This window comes from Bacillus sp. GW823-FHT06B01, assembly GCF_058952315.1.
Map to the genome: position 1 here is coordinate 426,739 of NZ_JBXAHR010000002.1, position 22,534 is coordinate 449,272.

A 22,534-nucleotide genomic window follows, 5' to 3' on the forward strand; every position below is an offset into this window, starting at 1 on the left:
GAAACCTCTAGCTTTTTGCCTATGTAGTAAGTTATAGGGGGACGATAGATGAACATTCGGCAACTAGCGCTGCAAAATATAAAAGGAAATTGGCGTAATTATAAAGTGTTTTTCTTAAGTAGTTGTTTTGCGATATTTGCGTCTTTTGCATACATGTCTGTCATTGTACATCCGTATATGCAAGAGACGATGTGGTATCAAAACGTACGCTGGGGACTTATCATATGTAATGTTATAATTATTTCTTTTTTCGTCATATTTATTTTGTACGCTACTTCTATTTTCATAGAGGCACGTAAGAAAGAATTAGGATTATATATGTTAATGGGAGCAACGAAATCTAACGTAATAGGAGTGATTATGACCGAGCAAATATTGATCGGGGTATTTGCTAATATTTTCGGTATTGGGCTTGGTATGATCTTCTTAAAGCTCTTTTTCATGGTGTTTAGTATGTTATTGGGGCTTCCGAAAGAACTCCCTGTCATATTTGATGTGAGAGCAATTGGGGGAACGTTTATTACGTATATGTTCGTATTTGTTGTTTTATCTTTTATAAGTGCTTTACGAATATGGAATATAAAAATCATTCGGTTATTGAAAGAATTTCGAGCAGATAAAAAAGAGAAGAAAACATCAATGTGGCTTTGTATATTCGGCTTTATTTGTTTAGGGATAGGATATGCGTTAGCGTTACAAGCGACGGTGACAACGATAGCATTCTATTTTTTCCCTGTGTCTATACTTGTCTTTTTCGGAACGTATTTTTCTTTTACACACGGCACTGCTCAAATATTAGAAATGATAAAACGAAATAAAAAGATTATGTATACATACCCGTATTTATTTATAGTGAATCAATTGTCACATCGAATGAAGGAAAATGGTCGTTTTTTCTTTCTAATGTCAATGGCAACGACGTTTGTAGTTACGGCAACAGGTACGGTATTTTTATATTTTTCTGGTATGCAAGATATGTGGCGGGGCGGGGGAGTACACTCATTTTCTTACATAGAAAAAGGTACTTCTTCTCATGAAGTCTTTGCGGAAGGTGCGGTTGAACAATTATTGCATCAATATGGGTATAATGATTTTCAAACTATGAGTTTTGTTGGAGTGTATGCATCTTTTCAGTCCAATAAGGGAGAAACAGAAGTAGCGCCGCTCATTAAAGAAAGTGAATACAATCAAGAGGCAAGAAAACAAAAACAGAAAACGTATCATCCTAAAAAAGGAACAGTTACACTCGTTTATTATAGTAAATACAATTATCCGTATATGTATGATCAAAAAGAAATCCAACTACAAGTAATAAATCAAACATATTCATTCGTATTTAACGGGCAGAAGGAAGGAGTTCAATTTAACCATCATCCTTCGCACATTAATGGTCTGTTCTTCGTCATGCATGATGAAGACTTTGACAGTATAGCAAATCAGGTTCCTGATTCTGAAAAAATGATATATAGAGGCTATACATTACCAAATATCGAAAATACGAAGAAATTAAATGAAGATTTACGGAAACATATGAAACAAGATAATAATGCATTTCGAAGCAATATGGAGTTATATGTAAATATGAAAGAAGGCGGCGATATTACTCTATTTTTAGGCTCATTTATTAGTATATTATTCTTTCTTACTTCATGTAGCATCGTATATTTTAAATGGTTTCATAACATTTCATCGGATCGTAAAGGGTACGGGGCGCTCTCTAAGCTTGGAATGACGAAAGAAGAAGTGTGGAAAATTTCCCGTTGGCAATTGTGTATGCTATTTTTTACGCCAATTATAGTAGGAAGTATGCATAGTGCAGTTGCGCTATATACGTTTCATAATACGATCTTTATGGATGGTTCATTAAGAAAAGTAGGCTTGTTTATTCTGTGTTATATCGCTGCATGCATCGTTTATTTCTTTTTCGCTCAAAGAGAATATAGGAAACATTTAGACTAGCGAATGCTAGTCTTTTTTAAATATTCGAAATTTACATAGAAGAATATAAAAAAGTATGGTATAACAGTAAGAAAACGAAAAAGAGGGGAAAAGACGATGATTCGAGTAGGATATTTAGGACCGGAAGCAACATTTACAAATATGGCGGTGAGTCGTTTTTTTCCGGAAGCAGAGCATGTACCGTATCGCACGATTCCAGACTGTATTGATGCAGCTGCAAATGGAAATGTAGACTTCGCAGTTGTACCGTTAGAAAATGCCATAGAAGGTTCAGTGAATATAACGGTTGATTATCTTGTACATGAGCAGCCGCTCTCCATTGTAGGAGAAATTACAGTACCGATTCAGCAACATTTACTTGTACATCCGCAGTATGCAGAAGTGTGGGAAGAAGTATATGCAGTGCATTCTCATCCGCACGCTATTGCACAATGTCATAAGTTTTTAAATGAAGAATTAAAAGGGGTAACCGTCCGAGATATGACATCAACAAGTGCCGCTGCGCAATATGTGAAAGAACACCCTGAAGAAAAAATCGCTGCCATTGCAAATGAAGCAGCCGCAGAAAAATACGGATTAACGATCGTAAGAAGTAGCATTCATACGCATAAAAATAATCATACACGCTTCCTCGTTCTCCATAAGAAAAAGAGAGCAATACTCCCGGATAACGGAGAAAACCGAGGAGAGAAAACGACGCTTATGATAACGTTACCTGCTGATTATGCAGGGGCGCTATATCAAGTGTTATCAGCTTTCGCATGGAGAAAATTAAACTTATCAAAAATCGAATCGCGTCCGATGAAAACAGGTCTTGGAAATTACTTTTTCTTAATCGATGTCGATAAAGCATACGATGATGTATTATTACCAGGCGTAACGATGGAACTTGAAGCACTCGGCTTTTCTGTGACTGTGCTTGGGAGTTATTCTTCTTATTGGTTGTAAGAGAGGTGGATGAACTGTCGACATTTCCCTTCTAATCGCTGGTATAATTTCATCAGATAATACATTTTGTGATAGATAAATAGAATCCCACCTATAAATGGTGGGATTCTATTTATTTTAACTTCGCAAGACGATCCTCTAACTGCCCACGCCAAATATCGGCTAGTTCTGGAACAGCAAGAATCTTTTCGATGCCATCTTTATCTTTTCTATTATGAAAATAAATTTCGTTAGAGAACAATACAGAAACATTGCGCGGTTGACGTTCTAGTAATGTAATTTTAGAATCTTTACGTACAGTACCTTCTTGAAGAACGCGACATAGATAACCAGTAAATCCAGTTGCTACAATGCGCGGCAGTATGCCAGGAATACCAAGGCGTTTTGAAATTGTGCTACAAGGTACTCTCGCTTGTGTCACTTGAATGATTGCTTCACCTAGTTGATATGTATCTCCGATGCAAACATCACGCTCTAACATATTTGTTACGGTAATGTTTTCGCCAAATGTGGAAGCTGGAAGCGTAGTTTGAAATTCTTCTTCCCATAGTGCGTAATGTTCGTGTGGGTACACACAAACTGCGCGGTCAGGTCCTCCGTGGTGTTTTAAATCCGCCACATCATCACCACGAAATCCATCTTTTGAGAGAAAAGCTTCTTCTGCAAGTTCTTTACATATACCAGTAATCATTTCTTTATCTTCGCTATATTTCATTTGTTTTGGTTTGCCAATGCTAAAGTGAACGAGTTCAATTCCCATGTTTGATCCCCTTTACAATTGATTACAATATTATATCACTAAAAAAGCACAGAGAATGATAAAAACTCTGTGCTTTACATGAATTAATAAACGAGAAATCCTGCTTTATCTAGTGCCTCGCAAGCAGCGTCTAATTTCTCTTTTGAATCTGCCTCAATTGTATGTAAGTGAATACCATCTGTTAGTTGCGAAAGATAGGAAGCATTCGTGTTTTCAATTTTTTGTAAATATTGCTCTACATCAAAGCGATTACTTACCATGATGGACGCTGTTAAGTCACCGTATACAGGATGCTCAACTTTTACATCTTTAATCGTAACGCCGTGGTCAACAAGCATTGTAAGTTCTTGACGTACTTCCGCTGGTTTATGTTGGCATACAATTACGCGTTCGAAAGCTTGTTGTTTCTCTTGTGGTTTTAAATATAAATACCCTTGAGCAGTCGCAATAATTGGTTCGTTTCGTGCTTTAAGCAAGGAAATATCTTGCACGATAACTTGTCTACTTACATTTGTCTTTTTCGATAGTTCATTCCCAGATAACGGTTCATTTGCAGCGAGAAGCCACTGAAGGATAAGTTGTCGTCTTTCTTCACCTAAAATCTTTTTTTGTTCATTTTGTTTCATTATGATTTAACACCTCTATAAAATTGATTTCCAATTGTGTGTAGTGCATGAATAGTAGTATCAATTTGATCTTTCGTTGTTTGTTGTCCGAAAGAGAAGCGAACATATTGTTTTGCCTCTTCATACGTTTTTCCAATTGCAAGCATTGTTTTCGAAGGTTCTTGTTTACCGACTTGGCAAGCACTTCCAGTGGAAATGGCAATACCATGGCGATTACATTCTAGCATTGTATATTGACCTTCTATTCCTTTTATTGTAACCCCAACAATATGTGGTAAACAAGAAGTAGAATGACCTTCTACTTGAATTTCTAGAGGAAGCGCTTGTAAATGTCTTAAAAAGTAGGATCGTAACTCTTTAAAACGTAAGCTCTCTTCTTGTTGATTTTTTAATATATTCTCAGCAGCTGTTAAAAAAGATGCGATGCCAGGAACGTTTACTGTACCTGGGCGAAATCCTTTTTCATGAGAAGTTCCCGGAAATATTTGTGCCCAGCGAACTTGGGGATTTATATAGCAAGCGCCAACACCCTTTGGTCCGTATATTTTATGTGCTGAAACAGAGAGACTATCAATTCCCATCTCAAAAACATTGATAGGAAGTTTACCAAATGTTTGTACACAATCTGAATGAAATAAAACGTTATATTTTTTTAAAAGTGCCCCGATCTCTGTGATGTTTTGAACGGTTCCGATTTCAGAGTTTCCATGCTGTATGCTTGCTAGAACAGTATTTTCTGTAATGGCTGTTTCTAAATCATCTAAATGAATTAGCCCACCTTCATCAACAGGAATTTCAGTAATGGTATACCCTTCTGATTGTAAGGATTGAAAATAACTTCGAATGGATGCATGTTCCATAGGTGTCGTAATAATGTGCTTCTTATTTCGAGCATTGAGAAGGGATTGAATCGCAAGGTAGTTGGATTCCGAGCCGCCGCTTGTGAAGAATACCCCTTGTTCCTTTCCGCCAATCATTTCAGCAAATGTTTTTCGGCAAACTTGTAATAAAGAAGAGGCTGTTCCTCCAATATCATGTAAACTTTGTTCATTTCCGAAGTATTGCGATGCTGCTTTCATATATGTGTGTAATGCTTCTTCACTCATAGGTGTAGTAGCTGCATAGTCAAGATATATCATCATGTAAGTTCCTCTCCCTAGTAAGAGTTACATTTCTTGTATTTTTTAAATGGTAGTGAAAATAAGAATTATAAAAAACTCTTGTCATTATTTTAAAACTATGTAAATATAGGTGTCAAGACAGTTGAAAAGTGTAAAGTAGGAGGCAACAATTATGCCAAGTGCAGATGTCTTAATTATTGGAAGTGGCGTTGCGGCACTTCGTGTTGCGAAAGAGATTTGTCACGAAAAGAATGTGATTATTATCACAAAGGAAACAAATCGTAATAATAATACATATTTAGCGCAAGGTGGAATTGCCGCAGCAGTTGCAACATATGACAATCCAAATGATCATTTTGAAGATACGTTAGTAGCAGGATGTCATTATAACAATGAAGATGTGGTCCGTTATTTAGTCGAGGAAGGACCGAAAGAAATGAATAATCTCATTGAAAATGGAATGAAATTTGATGGAGATGAAACGGGTCCTCATCTTGGAAAAGAAGGCGCACATCGAAAGTGTCGTATTTTACATGCAGGTGGCGATGCAACAGGAAAGAATTTATTAGAGCATTTCATTCAAGAAGTAGCTCCGCACGTTACGGTAGTGGAACAGGAAATGGTGCTCGATTTTATTATAGAAAATGATAAATGTGTTGGAGTTTTAACAAGAACTAGTGAAGGGAAGTTGAAGCGTTACGTTGCAGATTATACGGTGTTAGCAACAGGTGGGATTGGCGGTTTATACGCCTTTACTTCTAACGATAAGACAATTACGGGTGATGGACTTGCGATGGTGTACCGCGCAGGCGGGGAGCTCGTAGATTTAGAGTTTGTACAGTTTCATCCAACAATGTTATACGCGAACGGGCGATGCTGCGGCCTCGTCTCTGAAGCTGTCCGTGGTGAAGGAGCTATCCTTATGAATGGAAAAGGGCAGCGTTTTATGATGAATATACACCCTGATCACGATCTCGCACCACGTGATGTAGTAGCAAGAGCGATTCATGAGCAGCTTTTGGCGGGTGAACAAGTGTATGTAAATATCGAGTCTATCCAAAATTTCGAAGAACGTTTTCCGACTGTATCATCATTGTGTAAAAAGAATGGTGTCGATATAAATGAAAAACGCATTCCAGTCGTACCCGGTGCTCATTTTCATATGGGCGGCGTGAAAACGAACTGTGATGGAGAGACGTCCATTCCAAATTTATATGCGGTCGGTGAAGTAGCTTGTAATGGTGTTCATGGAGCAAATAGATTAGCAAGTAATTCATTATTAGAAGGTCTTGTGTTTGGAAAAAGAATAGGACAACATATTTTAACCAAAGCGACAAAAGAAAGCTGGAACAACGTGGCTGAGAAGGAAAAGAAGTTTATCGTTCTGAATCATTTGCCGGCGAAAGAAGAAATACAAGAATGCATGATGAAATATGTTGGGATTGTACGAACAGAGCAAAGTTTATCTTATGCAAAGAGATGGCTTAGTAAGTACGGTGTTCGAAATATGATATTACAACATAATGCTCTTACAAATGAAGAGATAACACTTATTAATATGTTAACAGCCTGTGAGCTTATAGTCGTGTCAGCTTTGCAAAGAGAAGAAAGTATTGGTGGCCATTATCGAAATGACTATCCAGATAGAAATAGCGTAAAAAAAGAGATCGTTCGAGTGAGAAGAAAACTACAACTTGTGTGATGAAGGGAAGAGGGGCTCTATGAACACGATAAAAGTGAAAGAAGCATTAAATCGATTTTTTCTAGAAGATATAGGAGAAAGAGATGTAACATCTCAGCTTATTTTTCCAGACAATTTACTTTCAAAAGGAACGTTTCTTGCGAAGGATACAGGTGTCTTTGCGGGGCGTTTAGTAATTGAAGAAGGATTTAAATTAATTGATGAAAGAATTGAAGTGGCGCTTCATAAAAAAGATGGAGATCTTGTAGAAAAAGGCGAAATAATAGCAACTGCGCAAGGACCAATTGCTTCGTTATTGACGGCAGAGCGCGTTATATTAAACGTTATCCAGCGTATGAGCGGGATAGCTACGATGACACATAAAGCTGTTCTTGCTTTAGATAGCGGCCATACACGTATTTGCGATACGCGAAAAACGATGCCAGGGCTACGCATGTTTGATAAGTATGCAGTTGTGTGCGGAGGCGGATTTAATCACCGTTTCGGTTTATATGACGGTGTCATGATTAAAGACAATCATATTGCTTTTGCTGGTTCTATTACGAAAGCTGTTACATCGGTGAAAGAAAAATTAGGACATATGGTGAAAGTAGAAGTGGAAACAGAAACGGAGGAGCAAGTGAGAGAGGCTGTAGCTGCTGGTGCAGATATTATTATGTTTGATAATCGTAAGCCAGATGAGATCCGGGAGTTTTCAAAGATTGTACCAAGTGCCATCGTTACGGAAGCATCAGGAGGCATTACAATTGAAGATTTATCGAAATATGGAAAAACAGGGGTCGATTATATTTCACTTGGAGCGTTAACACATTCAGTGAAAGCACTTGATATTAGTTTCAATATTGAGGCGTAAGGAAAGTGGCTTAGAGGGGGAAAAAGGAATATGAGTATTTTAGAAAAAGTGCAACCGATTGAAACGATGTTACCAGAGCGTTATTACACGATGACAACAGAAGAAATGGAAAAGCGTGTTCGTGAAATTAAAGAAAAAATGGGGGGAACATTATTTATTCCAGGACATCATTACCAAAAAGATGAAGTGGTACAATTTTCTGATGCAGCAGGAGATTCACTTCAGCTTGCACAAGTTGCAGCGAGCAATAAAGAAGCGAAATATATTGTATTTTGCGGTGTACACTTTATGGCAGAAACAGCAGATATGTTAACGACAGATAATCAAATCGTTATTTTGCCAGATATGCGTGCAGGTTGTTCGATGGCAGATATGGCAGATATTGAACAAACAGAAAGGGCATGGAAAGAGCTCGCAAAATTATTTGGAGATACGATGATTCCGTTAACATATGTTAACTCTACAGCTGCAATTAAAGCGTTTTGTGGTCGTAATGGCGGAGCAACAGTAACTTCTTCTAATGCAAAACAAATGGTGTCTTGGGCATTTACACAAAAAGAGCGTCTTGTCTTTTTACCGGATCAACATTTAGGAAGAAATACAGCATACGATTTAGGTATCCCATTAGATAAAATGGCAGTATGGGACCCACATACAGATTCATTAGAGTACGATGGAGATATAGAAGGAATTCAAGTGATTTTATGGAAAGGGCATTGTTCGGTTCATCAAAACTTTACAGTGAAAAACATTGAGAATGTACGGAAAAATCATCCGGATATGAATATTATTGTACATCCAGAATGTTGTTATGAGGTCGTTGATGCTTCGGATTACGCAGGATCAACGAAATATATTATTGATATGATTGAAGCAGCGCCACCTGGAAGTAAATGGGCAATTGGTACAGAGATGAATTTAGTGAACCGAATTATTCAGCAACATCCAGATAAAGAGATTGTTTCACTTAATCCATTTATGTGTCCGTGTTTAACGATGAACCGAATTGATCTGCCGCACTTATTATGGGTGCTTGAAACGGTAGAAAGAGGAGAAGAAATTAACGTTATTAGCGTAGATAAACAAGTGACTGAAGAAGCGGTTCTTGCATTAAATCGTATGTTAGAGCGTGTGTAAAGCAACGGTATTTCTGTTGCTTTTTTTCATGCATATAATCATAACGAGAACGAAATGGGCATACATTGTTTTGAAGAAATCATTGCGATTTTTTTATACTTATTCCACTTCGAACTATATTGGAAATAGAAGAAGTGTTAAAAGTGAAAAGAAGTTCATGTTATTTAGAAGGTGTTACTTCATGAGATTTGTTACTTATAGATAAGTTATACAGGAGGGGGAAAATTTGAAAATTCATATCGTGCAAAAAGGGGATACCCTTTGGAAAATTGCGAAAAAGTACGGAGTGGATTTTGATACGTTGAAAAATACAAATACACAACTTAGTAATCCAGATTTAATCATGCCAGGTATGAAAATTAAAGTACCATCAAACAGCGTTCACGTGAAACAACATGCTGGAGCAGGTTCATCACCTCCAAAACAATACGTAAAAGAAGTACAACAAAAAGAATTTGCAGCAACGCCAACTCCGCTTGGAATAGAGGATGAGGAAGAAGTTACGTATCAATCAGCGCCAATTACACAGCAACCTGCTATGCAACAAACACAAAAAGAAGTGCAAGTAAAACCACAAAAAGAAGTACAGGTAAAACCACAGAAGGAAGTGCAAGTAAAACCACAAAAAGAAGTACAGGTAAAACCACAGAAGGAAGTGCAAGTGAAACAGCAAAAAGAAGTACAGGTAAAGCCACAAAAAGAGGTGCAAAAAGAAAAGCCAATTCAAATGGAAAAACCAGTTGAAAAACCATCTGTTATTCAAAAACCACCTGTTATAGAAAAACAAAAACCAGCAGAAAAAGAAAACACGAAGTTTTCGATAAATGTATTACCACAGCCGCCGCAACCACCAATAAAAGCAAAAAAAGAATATAAAATTTCAGATGTAATTAAAAAAGGAAGCGAGTTAATTGCTCCTCAAATTACTAAAATGAAACCTAATAACATCATTTCTCCGCAAACGAAAAAAGATAATATCGTGTCACCGCAAGTAAAGAAAGAAAATGTAGGGAATATCGTGTCACCGCAAGTGAAGAAAGAAAATGTAGGGAATATCGTGTCACCGCAAGTGAAGAAAGAAAATGTAGGGAATATCGTGTCACCACAAGTAAAGAAAGAAAATATAGGAAACATAGTATCACCACAAGTAAAGAAAGAAAATGTAGGAAACATAGTATCACCACAAGTAAAGAAAGAAAATATAGGAAACATAGTATCACCACAAGTAAAGAAAGAAAATGTAGGAAATATAGTGTCACCAAATGTATCGAAAGAGAATGTAGTCATTCCGCAAGTAATACCGCCAAATATTCAAGTACCAAACATCATGCCAATGTTGGATAACAATCAGCCACCAAACATCATGCCAATGTTGGATAATAATCAACCACCAAATATGATGCCAATCATGGATAATAACCCAATACCAAACATCATGCCAATGTTGGATAATAATCAACCACCAAATACGATGCCAATCATGGATAACAACCAAATGCCAAATACGATGCCAATCATGGATAACAACCAAATGCCAAACATGATGCCGATAATGGATAACAACCAAATGCCAAATATGATGCCGATAATGGATAACAACCAAATGCCAAACATGATGCCAATCATGGATAATAATCAAATGCCAAACATGATGCCAGTCATGGATAATAATCAAATGCCAAATATGATGCCAATCATGGATAACAATCAAATGCCGAATATGATGCCGATAATGGATAATAATCAAATGCCAAATATGATGCCGATAATGGATAATAATCAACCACCGAATATGATGCCATATCAAATGCCATACCAACAGCCTATGATGCCGCCTAATCCGTATTATCAACAACAAAATCCGTATCAAATGCCATATCAGCAAGGAGCACCGTTTGGACCGCAATATATGTCTATGCCGAATCCAAATATGATGCCAATGGATAATAATATGCCGCCGCTCGTACAAGGTGAGGAAGATTGTGGATGCGGAGGAGAGAGTAGGTTATATAGTCCTCAACCCGGAGGACCGCAATACGCAAATCCTTTATATTATCAACCAACTCAATCGGCATATGCGCCACAGCCAGGAACGATGTATTATCAACCAGATCCACCAAATGTATTTGGAGATCCAGTTTCAGAAGAAGAGGACGAAGAGGAAGTTTAAAAAAGGTGGGATTATTCCCGCCTTTTTTTTATGTAGAGTCGTTCTGAAAATGGAAGATTTACATCAAATGTTAGAAAATCCCCAGTGAAATATTAACAGTGTAAAAACCTTCTCTGTTACTCATCATAAGAGGGAGCTTTTCAGAAGAGAAGCTCATTCTAACAGAGGGGGTTTTTGTATTGAATACGAAAGTAAAAGTGATTGCTGCTTCTTTGTTAGTTACCAGTGCATTAGCTGCATGTGGTACACCAAAAGATAACAATGCAATGGATGGACGTAACTACAATTACGAGCGTACATCTTATAACGATACACACCAGTACCGTGATAATGTAACGCGTAATGATCGTTATACAGATTATGTAACATATAGAAATGGTCGTAACGATACAGGATATAACAATTATTACCGCGATGTAAATTACAACGGTCAAATTGCTAACCCGCATCCAACACGTAATATTACAATGAACAATTCATACATTAACAATGATGGTAAAACAGCAGAAAAAATAACAAATCGTGTAAAGCGTATGAATAACGTAGACCGCGTGTCTACAGTTGTATATGGAAACGATGTGGCGATTGCGGTAAAACCGCGTAATCCAGTATCGAATGAAACGGCACTTGCAAACGAAGTTCGTCAAGCCGTTGCAAATGAAGTTGGAAACAGAAATGTATATGTTTCTGTAAGAAATGACATGTTTACTCGTGTCGATGCAATGAGTACACGCCTACGTAATGGTACAGTTACAAACGATTTTAATCGTGATATAGGGAATATGTTCCGAGACATTCGTTACGGTTTAACTGGTACTACTGGTACTATGCGATAGCAAAATAAAAGAGGAAGGGGGAGCCCTTCCTCTTTATTCATCATTGTCTTGTAAACGACGTTTTTTAATGAAATAACTAATGGAATAAGAAATTAAAAAACATATAAAGAAAATACTACCTGTTAGAATAGCCTCAAAGAGAGGTCTTTCTGGACTGAAAATAATATAAATAATGGCTATAATAGTTCCTACAATAAGAGAGCGTAAAATAATTTTGTAATAAGGAGTTAACTTTATATCCTTTTCGCCTTCTTCTACATCGATAGAAACGCTTAACTGTAAATAACTAAGTACAATACTTGTAAGGATAAATAATAACCATAATGGAGATTTCGTAATTTGATCCATTCCTTCAGTGAATCCGATATATCCTAAAATGCCAATTATACCAAGCGATTGAAAAAGAAAGGCAATACGTATGTTTTTTAATGTTTTCAGAATGAGACGTTCATCCTTTATTTTTTTCACAATATCCATCTCCTGTTTATTATGATTTCGCTGTTATATTAATTGTAACATATATATTGCATTTATCAATTTATAATTTACATAAAGTTTGTTTGGGTGAAAGAGGAAATAAAATATTTTTATAAACATGTTGCACTTATACTTTATTAATGTTATATTAGCAAAGCGATGAGCTAATTTACGTAAGACGAGAGATATGCTTAAGTGCTAAACACGCGAATGTGGTCGCCTGGTTTCTCGCCGTAAACGCATCAAGACGCCTGCTTTGCAGGCGTCTTTCATTTTATATAAAAACAAATGCTAATGCAGATAAAGATAAAACTTTATCTGCATTTTTTTATTTTCGAGAGAAATGTAATACGGTCATTTATATGGATAAAACCCCCATTTCCGGAAAAACTACTAATGAAAGTTTGATCTTGCCTAAAAGAGGTGAACGGAAATGAAATGGATACTGATTGCGATGCAAGCTTTCGTTATGATGTTTTGTTTCGTTTATGAAACGAATGTGAAGGCGGAAGGGCCAGTACCAGAAGTAACAGAAAAAGAGCCGGAAGTTACAATTTTATTAGAGCGAATGTATGTTGATGGAGAAGTAAGCGAGGAAATATTTACAGAAAAAGTAGCGGACTTAGAAAAGTTTTTACAGCAGTATAAAGAATGGCAGCTCGTTGATCGTGATGATGTACAAATTGTATTACAAAAGAAAGTTGATGATATTTCTCCGTTATTAAAGACGAGCGGTTATTTCGGTGTGTCAGAGGAAGGGATATTACAAATTTTCAAAGGTGTACCGAAAAGTGATAATGCGATTCATTCCTTCTTTCAAATTGATATGAAAAAGCTTGAGAGTTATGAGCGTGCGAAATTGAAGCGTGGTATTCGCATTAAATCAAAAGAAGGTTTTGTGAAGACGATTGAAAAAATGAAGCAATACGCAGTGCAAAGTAAGAAAAAAAGCAGCTCGTGGTGAGCTGCTTTTTTTCTTACTTGTTTTTATCTAAAATTTGTTTTGCGATTTCATCGATTAGCATATCTTTTCCAATTGGATTGAAAGCTTTCGTATTGAAGATTTCATTCGATACTTCATATACGTGATTGTTTTTAACTGCTTTATTGTCTTTCCAAACGGCACTGTTTTTATAGTCTTCGTAAACTTTATCAGCTTCGCCGCCGAAGTTTACAATAAACATTTGGTCAGGATGGAATGCAACAAGACCTTCTAACGATACTTGTGCCATCGTTTGTTTTAAATCTGTACCTTTTGTTGCTGGAAGTTTTAAGTCATTAAAGATGATGTCACCGTATCCGAAGCTACCGTATACACGGAAGTTTTGTGGTGTAACTGCGACGAACATAAAGTTCTCATCTTTTGTTTTTTCTTTAATTTTTTTAGATAAAGAGTCTGCTTTTTTATCGTAGTCTGCAATCCATTTGTCTGCTTTCTTTTCTTCGTCAAATAGTTTACCTACTTCTTTAAACTTACCGCGCCAGTCTTCTAAGTTTGTTTCTAAAACAACTGTTGGTGCAACCTTTTCTAATTGATCATAGATCTTCAATTGACGATTATTTAAAATAATTAAGTCTGGTTTTAATGCAGTAACAGCTTCTAGATCAACTTTAGGTGCCCAGTACCACCCTACTGCTTTTACTCCGTCTAATTTTTCTGTTAAATGATTTTGGATTTTATCTTTATATGTGTTTGCTGTACCAACAGGTTTGTGTCCAAGAAGTAATAATTCTTCTGTTGATCCAGAAAGGTCAACAATTCTCTTTGGATTTACTGGAATTGTAGCTTCTCCTTTAGCGTGTTTTACAACTTTTGTTTTCAGTTGTTCTTTCGCTTTCGATTCTTCTTTTTGAGAAGAACAGCCAACGATAGAAAGAACAACTAGCATAATAGTAAATAAAATAAATAGCTTCTGTTTCATCCTGATGTAACCCCTTTAATTAATATTGATAATCATTATCGACTTCTGTATATTAAGGTGCTTCATACTTTCTGTCAATGGAAAATAACAGAAGTTTCAAATAGGGAACATTTGTTGGGGTAGTCTCGCTTTTCTATCATTAAATATGTTAAAATGGAATACATGATTTAAGAGGGAGAGATCGTATTTTGTTTGAATATGTTACAGGTTACGTGGAGTATGTAGGACCGGAATATGTCGTAATTGACCATAATGGAATTGGTTATCAAATTTTCACACCAAATCCGTATGTATTTCAAAGAAGTAAGCAAGAAATCCGTGTCTATACATATCATTATGTGAGAGAAGATATTATGGCACTTTACGGGTTTAAAACACGTGAAGAGCGTTTATTATTTACAAAGTTGTTAGGTGTGTCTGGTATTGGACCAAAAGGCGCTCTTGCAATTTTAGCGTCTGGTCAAACAGGACAGGTCGTTCAAGCGATTGAACACGAAGACGAGAAGTTTTTAGTGAAGTTCCCGGGCGTCGGAAAGAAAACAGCACGCCAAATGATTTTAGATTTAAAAGGAAAACTAGCTGATGTCGTGCCAGATGCATTTGTTGATTTATTCTCAGACACAGAACGTTTTGATGAGAAGAAAGGTTCATCAGCTGAGCTTGATGAGGCGCTGGAAGCTCTGCGCGCACTTGGATACGCAGAACGAGAAGTTTCTCGCGTTGTACCAGAGTTATTAAAAGAATCATTAACGACGGATCAGTATATTAAAAAGGCACTTAGTCTTTTACTAAATGGTAAGAGGTGAGTATAATGGACGAACGTCTCCTTTCAGGGGAATCTGCATATGAAGATTCGGATTTAGAATATTCATTACGGCCACAGACGCTCCGTCAGTATATTGGCCAAGATAAAGCGAAACATAATTTAGAAGTGTTTATTGAAGCAGCGAAAATGCGTGAAGAAACGTTAGATCATGTGCTTCTATATGGACCACCAGGACTTGGTAAAACGACGCTTGCCAATATTATTGCCAATGAAATGGGCGTAAATGTTAGAACAACTTCAGGTCCAGCAATTGAAAGGCCGGGAGATTTAGCAGCTGTATTAACAGCACTTCAGCCGGGTGATGTATTATTTATTGATGAAATTCATCGTTTGCATAGGTCGATTGAAGAAGTGTTATATCCTGCGATGGAAGATTTTTGCCTTGATATCGTAATTGGAAAAGGGCCATCAGCACGGTCTGTACGTTTAGATTTACCGCCATTTACATTAGTTGGAGCAACGACCCGTGCGGGGGCATTATCAGCGCCGCTTCGTGACCGTTTCGGTGTACTTTCAAGATTAGAGTATTACACAGTAGATCAGCTTTCTGAGATTGTTGAACGTACAGCAGAAGTATTCGAAGTTGAAATTGATTCGTTAGCCGCACTAGAAATTGCAAGACGTGCTCGTGGTACACCTCGTATTGCGAATCGTTTATTACGACGTGTACGAGATTTCGCACAAGTTCGTGGTAACGGAACGGTTACGATGGAAATTACACAAATGGCGTTAGAACTACTGCAAGTAGATAAATTAGGTCTAGATCATATCGATCATAAATTATTGCTTGGTATTATTGAGAAATTCCGTGGTGGCCCAGTCGGATTAGAAACGGTTTCGGCAACGATTGGAGAAGAATCTCATACGATTGAAGATGTATATGAGCCATATTTATTACAAATTGGCTTTTTACAACGAACGCCAAGAGGCCGAATCGTAACGCCGCTTGCATATGAGCATTTCGGAATGGAGATGCCAAAAGTATGACGGAGATGCCAAAGCTGCTTATTACAGCTGGTATTTTGCTCATTGTTGTTGGATTAGCTTGGAAGTTCATAGGAAGGCTTCCAGGCGATATTTTTGTGAAAAAAGGTAACGTTACCTTTTATTTTCCTGTCATTACATGTATTGTGTTAAGTATTGTATTATCTTTTATTATGTATATAATAAATCGATTTAAATAAGAAATAGGTGGATATATTTATGGATATTAATCTGTTTGATTTTCATTTACCAGAAGAACTTATTGCACAAATCCCATTAGAAGATCGTGAAACATCAAGATTAATGGTGTTAGATCGTGAAACAGGCGATATTGAGCATAAACATTTTACAGACATTCTTTCTTACTTACATGAGGGGGATTGCTTAGTTTTAAATGAAACGAAAGTTATGCCTGCTCGTTTGCACGGTGTGAAAGAAGATACAGGCGCGCACATTGAAGTACTTCTTCTAAAACAAGAAGAAGGCGATAAGTGGGAAACGCTTGTTAAGCCAGCGAAACGTGTAAAAGAAGGAACTGTTATCTCTTTTGGCGAAGGGAAATTAAAAGCAACTTGCATAGGAACTGCAGATCAAGGTGGACGTCATCTTGAATTTTCATATGACGGCATCTTCTATGAAATTTTAGATGAACTTGGGGAAATGCCACTTCCTCCATATATTAAAGAGACGCTAGAAAATCGCGATCGCTATCAAACAGTATATGCGAAAGAAATCGGTTCAGCAGCGGCGCCGACTGCGGGACTTCACTTTACAGAAGAGTTACTGGAGAAGTTAAAACAAAAAGGCGTCGGGTTAGCTTTCATTACACTTCACGTAGGACTTGGAACATTTAGACCAGTTTCTGCAGATACGATTGAAGAACACCATATGCACGCAGAATATTACCATATGTCTGAAGAGACAGCGGCGTTATTAAATCGCGTGAAAGAGAATGGTGGACGTATTATTACGGTAGGTACGACTTCAACTCGTACGTTAGAAACAATTGCGACAGATCATAACGGTAAGCTTTGTGCTGCTTCTGGATGGACAGACATTTTTATGTACCCAGGTTATGAATTTAAAGCAATTGATGGTTTAATTACAAACTTCCATTTACCGAAATCAACATTAATTATGCTTGTAAGTGCATTTGCAAATAGAGATAATGTACTTCATGCTTATAATGAAGCAGTAAAAGAAAAATATCGTTTCTTTAGCTTCGGTGATGCAATGTTCGTTGCATCTCACGCTAAAATGGGAAACAAATAAAAGGAGTAAATTATGACAGCAATTCGTTATGAATTTATTAAAACTTGTAAACAAACAGGTGCCCGTTTAGGACGTGTACATACGCCGCACGGTTCATTTGATACACCAACATTTATGCCAGTTGGTACACTTGCAACAGTTAAGACAATGTCACCAGAAGAATTAAAAGCAATGGATTCTGGCATTATTTTAAGTAATACGTATCATTTATGGCTACGCCCAGGTCACGAAATTATTCGTGAAGCAGGTGGTTTGCATAAATTTATGAACTGGGATCGTGCGATCTTAACGGACTCTGGTGGTTTCCAAGTATTCAGTTTAAGTGACTTCCGTCGCATTGAAGAGGAAGGCGTTCACTTCCGTAACCACTTAAATGGAGATAAATTATTCTTATCACCAGAAAAAGCGATGGAAATTCAAAATGCATTAGGATCTGATATTATGATGGCATTTGATGAGTGTCCACCTTTCCCGGCTACTTTTGAATATATGAAGAAATCTGTAGAACGTACAAGCCGCTGGGCAGAACGTTGTTTAAAAGCGCATGAACGTCCACAAGATCAAGGTTTATTCGGTATTGTACAAGGCGGAGAGTTCGAAGAGCTTCGTCGTCAAAGTGCAAAAGACCTTGTTTCAATGGACTTCCCTGGTTACGCTGTAGGTGGTTTATCTGTAGGTGAACCGAAAGATATTATGAACCGTGTACTTGAGTTTACAACACCACTTCTTCCAGATAATAAGCCACGTTACTTAATGGGAGTAGGTTCTCCTGACTCGTTAATCGATGGTGCAATTCGTGGTATTGATATGTTTGACTGCGTACTTCCAACTCGTATCGCTCGAAATGGTACATGCATGACAAGTGAAGGCCGTCTAGTTGTAAAAAATGCGAAATTTGCAAGAGACTTCGGTCCGCTTGATCCAAATTGTGATTGCTATACATGTAAAAATTACTCTCGTGCGTACATTCGTCACTTAATGAAATGTGATGAAACGTTTGGAATTCGTTTAACGTCTTATCACAACCTTCATTTTCTGTTAAACTTAATGGAGCAGGTGAGACAAGCTATTCGTGAAGACCGTCTTGGCGATTTCCGCGAAGAATTCTTTGAACAGTATGGCTTTAATAAACCGAATGCTAAAAACTTCTAATACATAATTTAAAAGGAGGAACAAAAGATGAATCCAGGTATGATGAATATCGTTATGATCGTTGCGATGTTTGCGATTTTCTATTTCTTATTAATTCGCCCGCAACAAAAGCGTCAAAAAGCAGTTGCTCAAATGCAAAATGAGTTAGCAAAAGGTGATGCTATCGTAACAATCGGTGGTTTACACGGTACAATCGAATCAGTAGATGAGACGAAAATCGTTATTAAATCTGGTGGTTCACACTTAACTTTCGATCGTAATGCGATTCGTGAAGTTGTGAAAAACTAATGAGAAAGGCCCTGCATGAAATGTGCAGGGCCTTTTTTAGTTATTTTGTTTTGACATATTTACCCCGAAAATACCACCGAGTGTACTCGCGCCCATTAATGCTAATTGATAAAGTAACTGGGAGTTCGATAAAGTTTGAGAGAAGCCTAAATAGTTAACTAGAAAAACAAGTATAGCGAATGTAAGACCTGTTGTGAAACCTACTAGCCAACCTTTCCCTTGTGCTTTTTTGCCGGCAGTAAATCCGGATATAAGCATAGATAAAAGAGCTAGTATAAAAATAGTAACGGCTAATGTCTCTTCAGTCATATCTGTAAACTTTAATAAAAGAGCCATAACCATGCTAATAATTGATGCGAAAATTAATAAGGTAATGATACCAAAGCCAATTGCGGTTGATAATTTTTTCGTTCCATCCATTTATACATTCCCCCTTTTTAATACAAGCATATTTTCTTTTTGCCCAAGTTAGACTAGTTTATTTTTTATAGGGGAGTCTATACGTAAAAAAGGAGATGTAGAAATGGAATGGGTATCAATCATTGGCCGGACGATGCTTTTGTATATCATCATATTAATTATTTTTCGTCTTATGGGTAAACGTGAAATTGGAGAGTTAAGTGTATTAGATTTAGTCGTATTCATTATGCTTGGGGAAATGGCTGTAGTCGCAATTGAAAATACCGATAAATCACTTTGGCACCAATTAGTTCCGATGACTTTTCTTATGTGTATACAGATTATTTTGTCAGTCATTTCATTAAAGTTTCAACGATTTCGGCATTTAATAGAAGGTGAGCCGGCTATTCTTGTAAATGCGGGGAAAATTGATGAAAAGAAGATGAGAAAGCAGCGTTATAATATAGATGATTTATTGATGCAATTAAGGGAGCAAGGAGTTGGAGATATCCGAGATGTAGAATACGCTATTTTAGAACCATCTGGGAAGTTATCTGTCTTTCAAAAACAAAAAGGCGGGCAGGATACATTGCATTTTACTCTTCCTCTTATTATTGATGGAGAAATTCAATTGAATCATTTACAAATGATTGAACATACAGACGAATGGCTCATTGGAAAATTAAAAAACTTAGGTTATAACGATATCACACAAATTTTATACTGCAGCTTTCAAAACGGACAATTTTTTGTTGATTTGAAAGAAAACTAGAGGCTTACTATATGAAATAGTAAGCCCGTTTACTTCAAAAATGAAAGTTTTCGAATGATTGGAAGTCGACTTAATTCTTCTTTTCGAATGAGTTTGAAAGTGAAGAGGAGGATAATATAAACGATTGTTGTTAAAGTGATTTCCCATAATGTTTGTACGCCGAGTGAATGAGAGAAAATTATATATTTATGAAGGTAAAAACCGAAAGCGCCTGCAATACCGATAGCAAGTCCGCCAAAAATGTAGTCTTTTGCGTAAATAGTAAATGTAATTTTCTTTAAAACAGTAGCGTAATGAAGGAATGTTACCGTCACTATATTTGCTGCAATTGCAAGGGCAACCCCCATCATTTGAAAATCTGGCCTTGAAGCTAGTACAAAAATAACGATTAATTTCACGATGGCGCCAATAAATGTATTCATCATTGCAGCTCTTGCTAAGTTTAAAGCTTGTAGAACAGAGGTAAGTGGACTTTGAAAGTAATGAAATAAAAAGCAAGGTGCAAGAAGCTGGATAAATGCTGTTGCACTATCCGATCCATACATAAGAGTTAAAATAGGAGAAGCGAATACGTATAATATAACGACTGACCACCCACCAGTAATTAATGAGATCCGAAGAGCTTGTTGGAGGCGGTGTTCCACTAATTTATGCTGTCTTTTAGCCATCGCTTCACTAATAGATGGAACGAGTGCTGTAGAAAGAGCGTATGTAATAAATGCTGGCAGTGATAGAAGTGGGAATGCATAACCGTTTAATATACCGTATTGCTGGGTTGCGACAGAGGCAGCAACTCCGGCAATCGCTAAGCTTTGCATAACAACGATAGGCTCAAAAAAATATGAAACGGAACCGATTAAACGACTTCCTGTAGTTGGAAGGGCAATATCCATAAGAGAATAAAATGTACCCTTGCTCTCCTTTACAGTAGTGAAAAATCCAGAGCGTATAGATAAATGTTTTTCGCGCTGGAATAAAGTGAGTAAAAATAATAACGATGCAACTTCACCGAGAACGGCTGATAACATAGCGCCAGCTGCAGCATATTCTACACCGTAAGGTAAAAATAACTGAATGCATATAGCGATAATTGTAATGCGGACAACTTGTTCTATAACTTGAGCATAAGCGCTAGGTTTCATATTTTGTTTCCCTTGGAAATAACCGCGTAAAACAGAAGAAACAGCAATAACAGGAACGACAGGTAAAATGGCCATTAATGGATAGTACGTTCGTTCATCAGTTAATAATGTTTTTGCTAAAATAGGTGTAAGGAGCATAATTCCGATTGTTAAAATGATACTAATAACGGATGTAACAGCTAATGATACTGTTAATATTTTTTTAACTCTTTGTTTATCGTTCACAGCTTCCGCTTCTGCTACAAATTTTGCGATTGCGACAGGAAGGCCGATTTGTGTTAATGTAATTGCTAGAATGAATGTAGGAACGGCCATCATATAAAGGCCAACACCTTCTTCCCCTAAAATACGTGCCATTACAATCCGGTTAATAAATCCAAGGATTTTGGTAATAAAGCCGGCTATCATTAAAATAAATGCACCTTTTAAAAAGCTTTGTCTCGTCATGGTCTTCTCCTACCTTCTCAAAATCAGTGGAATGATTTACAATAATTTATATGCACGTATGAGACAAGAATGACAAGCATTTAAGAGAGTGAAGTATGAGAGTGCTCTTGAAAGTAGTTATTGCTGTCCATTAGAGCGGGATTAAAAGCGACTTTTCGTGCTGAAATAAGAAGGAGATGTTTATGTATGTTAGAAAAAGAGGCTTTGGTAGAATCATACCGCGGACAGTTACAAGTCGTTTTAGAAAGCAAAGTAGAAGAGTTTCACATGTTCGGTTATGACCGAGTAACAGATGATGATATTTGGAAGTTTCTTAAAGTGAAGAAGTGGAAAAAAATAAACAGTGATGTTAGATTATATGAATTAGTAAATGATGTATTAAGAGTAAGTACTAATGAATATATGAATTATTTAACTGTTGAAGCATATCAAGCGCCACTTTGGTCATTTGATGAATATGAAAATAAATAACCGACTGCAATTGGTTTGTTCTTCCTTTTGCAGTATAATGATAGGTATTGATAATGAGGAAATAATTATGTCTAAGATTATATATAAAGGGGGTAGTGAAGAGAAAAAATAAATAATGAAAGTGTAGGTATTGTGAAAAACTTACCGACACAGCTAGTGAGGAACTAGCAAAATTATAGAAAGGAAGTCTACTAACTAGGCGTATGCACACGTGTAAAAGTAAATCGTAAGAGATTTATTTAAAGTGTTAGTAGCAGAAAGAGGGTACAT

The 22,534-nt window shown here is 36.9% G+C and carries 22 protein-coding genes and 1 pseudogene; 16 read left to right on the top strand and 7 right to left on the bottom strand.

Annotation, left to right across the window (positions count from 1 at the left end; genetic code table 11):
- The first annotated feature begins 48 nt into the window (after positions 1–48).
- Positions 49–1,959: an ABC transporter permease gene (locus AC1Q8N_RS09240; RefSeq protein ID WP_048541379.1), complete on the top strand. Its 1,911-nt coding sequence runs from the start codon at positions 49–51 to the stop codon at positions 1,957–1,959.
- Positions 1,960–2,055: 96 nt separating this feature from the next.
- The gene (gene pheA, locus AC1Q8N_RS09245) at positions 2,056–2,907 is read left to right on the top strand and encodes a prephenate dehydratase (protein WP_048541381.1); all 852 of its coding nucleotides are present in this window, start codon (positions 2,056–2,058) and stop codon (positions 2,905–2,907) included.
- 112 nt (positions 2,908–3,019) lie between these two features.
- Here pheA and AC1Q8N_RS09250 read toward each other — a convergent pair whose 3' ends face one another.
- From AC1Q8N_RS09250 to AC1Q8N_RS09260, 3 genes are all read right to left on the bottom strand, one after another.
- Positions 3,020–3,667 (bottom strand): MOSC domain-containing protein, encoded by a 648-nt coding sequence (locus AC1Q8N_RS09250; RefSeq protein ID WP_048541383.1) that lies wholly within the window; start codon positions 3,665–3,667, stop codon positions 3,020–3,022.
- 83 nt (positions 3,668–3,750) lie between these two features.
- Entirely contained in the window at positions 3,751–4,293 is a 543-nt protein-coding gene (locus AC1Q8N_RS09255; RefSeq protein WP_000812272.1) for a transcription repressor NadR, read from the bottom strand.
- Positions 4,293–5,435, bottom strand: coding sequence for an IscS subfamily cysteine desulfurase (locus tag AC1Q8N_RS09260; protein WP_088064471.1), 1,143 nt, complete (start codon positions 5,433–5,435; stop codon positions 4,293–4,295). The genes AC1Q8N_RS09255 and AC1Q8N_RS09260 overlap by 1 nt, the downstream gene beginning before the upstream one ends.
- A gap of 151 nt (positions 5,436–5,586) precedes the next feature.
- Between AC1Q8N_RS09260 and nadB the strand changes: the two genes are divergently transcribed.
- The 5 genes and pseudogenes from nadB to AC1Q8N_RS09285 all read left to right on the top strand — a co-directional run bounded on the left by nadB (position 5,587) and on the right by AC1Q8N_RS09285 (position 12,112).
- Positions 5,587–7,116 (top strand): L-aspartate oxidase, encoded by a 1,530-nt coding sequence (nadB, locus tag AC1Q8N_RS09265; RefSeq protein ID WP_098079539.1) that lies wholly within the window; start codon positions 5,587–5,589, stop codon positions 7,114–7,116.
- 19 nt (positions 7,117–7,135) lie between these two features.
- On the top strand, positions 7,136–7,969 hold the full coding sequence (gene nadC, locus AC1Q8N_RS09270; RefSeq protein WP_048541389.1) for a carboxylating nicotinate-nucleotide diphosphorylase: 834 nt from the start codon (positions 7,136–7,138) through the stop codon (positions 7,967–7,969).
- Positions 7,970–7,999: 30 nt separating this feature from the next.
- Entirely contained in the window at positions 8,000–9,106 is a 1,107-nt protein-coding gene (gene nadA, locus AC1Q8N_RS09275; RefSeq protein WP_098079541.1) for a quinolinate synthase NadA, read from the top strand.
- 226 nt (positions 9,107–9,332) lie between these two features.
- A pseudogene (safA, locus tag AC1Q8N_RS09280) lies at positions 9,333–9,489 on the top strand (SafA/ExsA family spore coat assembly protein); the annotation flags it as partial.
- 1,966 nt (positions 9,490–11,455) lie between these two features.
- Positions 11,456–12,112 carry a YhcN/YlaJ family sporulation lipoprotein gene (locus tag AC1Q8N_RS09285; protein WP_048541394.1) on the top strand — a complete coding sequence of 219 codons (657 nt, stop codon included), beginning with the start codon at positions 11,456–11,458 and terminating at the stop codon, positions 12,110–12,112.
- Positions 12,113–12,145: 33 nt separating this feature from the next.
- Here AC1Q8N_RS09285 and AC1Q8N_RS09290 read toward each other — a convergent pair whose 3' ends face one another.
- Complete coding sequence (locus AC1Q8N_RS09290) at positions 12,146–12,589, bottom strand: branched-chain amino acid ABC transporter substrate-binding protein (protein WP_081257175.1); 444 nt, start codon at positions 12,587–12,589, stop codon at positions 12,146–12,148.
- A gap of 433 nt (positions 12,590–13,022) precedes the next feature.
- Here AC1Q8N_RS09290 and AC1Q8N_RS09295 point away from each other — a divergent pair, with 433 nt between their 5' ends.
- Entirely contained in the window at positions 13,023–13,553 is a 531-nt protein-coding gene (locus AC1Q8N_RS09295; protein ID WP_046956297.1) for a BofC C-terminal domain-containing protein, read from the top strand.
- A gap of 13 nt (positions 13,554–13,566) precedes the next feature.
- On the opposite strand, the gene AC1Q8N_RS09300 is transcribed toward AC1Q8N_RS09295, so the two are convergent.
- Positions 13,567–14,511, bottom strand: coding sequence for an iron-hydroxamate ABC transporter substrate-binding protein (locus AC1Q8N_RS09300; protein WP_048541402.1), 945 nt, complete (start codon positions 14,509–14,511; stop codon positions 13,567–13,569).
- 188 nt (positions 14,512–14,699) lie between these two features.
- On the opposite strand from AC1Q8N_RS09300, the gene ruvA reads away from it, so the two are divergent.
- The 6 genes from ruvA to yajC are packed head-to-tail and all read left to right on the top strand — an operon-like array spanning position 14,700 to position 19,033.
- A complete protein-coding gene (gene ruvA / locus AC1Q8N_RS09305) occupies positions 14,700–15,317 on the top strand; it encodes a Holliday junction DNA helicase RuvA (protein ID WP_000464511.1) in 618 nt (205 codons plus the stop codon).
- 5 nt (positions 15,318–15,322) lie between these two features.
- A complete protein-coding gene (gene ruvB / locus AC1Q8N_RS09310) occupies positions 15,323–16,324 on the top strand; it encodes a Holliday junction branch migration DNA helicase RuvB (protein ID WP_000344467.1) in 1,002 nt (333 codons plus the stop codon).
- On the top strand, positions 16,321–16,521 hold the full coding sequence (locus AC1Q8N_RS09315) for a DUF2905 domain-containing protein (RefSeq protein ID WP_000138163.1): 201 nt from the start codon (positions 16,321–16,323) through the stop codon (positions 16,519–16,521). Before ruvB ends, AC1Q8N_RS09315 begins: the two co-directional genes overlap by 4 nt.
- A gap of 19 nt (positions 16,522–16,540) precedes the next feature.
- Complete coding sequence (gene queA, locus AC1Q8N_RS09320) at positions 16,541–17,593, top strand: tRNA preQ1(34) S-adenosylmethionine ribosyltransferase-isomerase QueA (RefSeq protein WP_098079997.1); 1,053 nt, start codon at positions 16,541–16,543, stop codon at positions 17,591–17,593.
- 12 nt (positions 17,594–17,605) lie between these two features.
- A complete protein-coding gene (gene tgt / locus AC1Q8N_RS09325) occupies positions 17,606–18,745 on the top strand; it encodes a tRNA guanosine(34) transglycosylase Tgt (protein WP_000125362.1) in 1,140 nt (379 codons plus the stop codon).
- 27 nt (positions 18,746–18,772) lie between these two features.
- The gene (gene yajC / locus AC1Q8N_RS09330) at positions 18,773–19,033 is read left to right on the top strand and encodes a preprotein translocase subunit YajC (protein WP_001068064.1); all 261 of its coding nucleotides are present in this window, start codon (positions 18,773–18,775) and stop codon (positions 19,031–19,033) included.
- Between the two features lie 36 nt (positions 19,034–19,069).
- Here the strand turns inward: yajC and AC1Q8N_RS09335 are convergent, their stop codons facing one another.
- Positions 19,070–19,453, bottom strand: coding sequence for a TIGR04086 family membrane protein (locus AC1Q8N_RS09335; RefSeq protein ID WP_000349129.1), 384 nt, complete (start codon positions 19,451–19,453; stop codon positions 19,070–19,072).
- A 103-nt stretch (positions 19,454–19,556) separates the two neighbouring features.
- Here AC1Q8N_RS09335 and AC1Q8N_RS09340 point away from each other — a divergent pair, with 103 nt between their 5' ends.
- Entirely contained in the window at positions 19,557–20,204 is a 648-nt protein-coding gene (locus AC1Q8N_RS09340; RefSeq protein WP_048541407.1) for a DUF421 domain-containing protein, read from the top strand.
- A gap of 29 nt (positions 20,205–20,233) precedes the next feature.
- On the opposite strand, the gene spoVB is transcribed toward AC1Q8N_RS09340, so the two are convergent.
- Positions 20,234–21,793, bottom strand: a complete 1,560-nt coding sequence (gene spoVB / locus AC1Q8N_RS09345) for a stage V sporulation protein B (protein WP_048541409.1) — start codon at positions 21,791–21,793, stop codon at positions 20,234–20,236.
- A gap of 186 nt (positions 21,794–21,979) precedes the next feature.
- Here spoVB and AC1Q8N_RS09350 point away from each other — a divergent pair, with 186 nt between their 5' ends.
- Entirely contained in the window at positions 21,980–22,264 is a 285-nt protein-coding gene (locus AC1Q8N_RS09350) for a post-transcriptional regulator (protein WP_048541411.1), read from the top strand.
- Positions 22,265–22,534 lie beyond the last annotated feature (270 nt).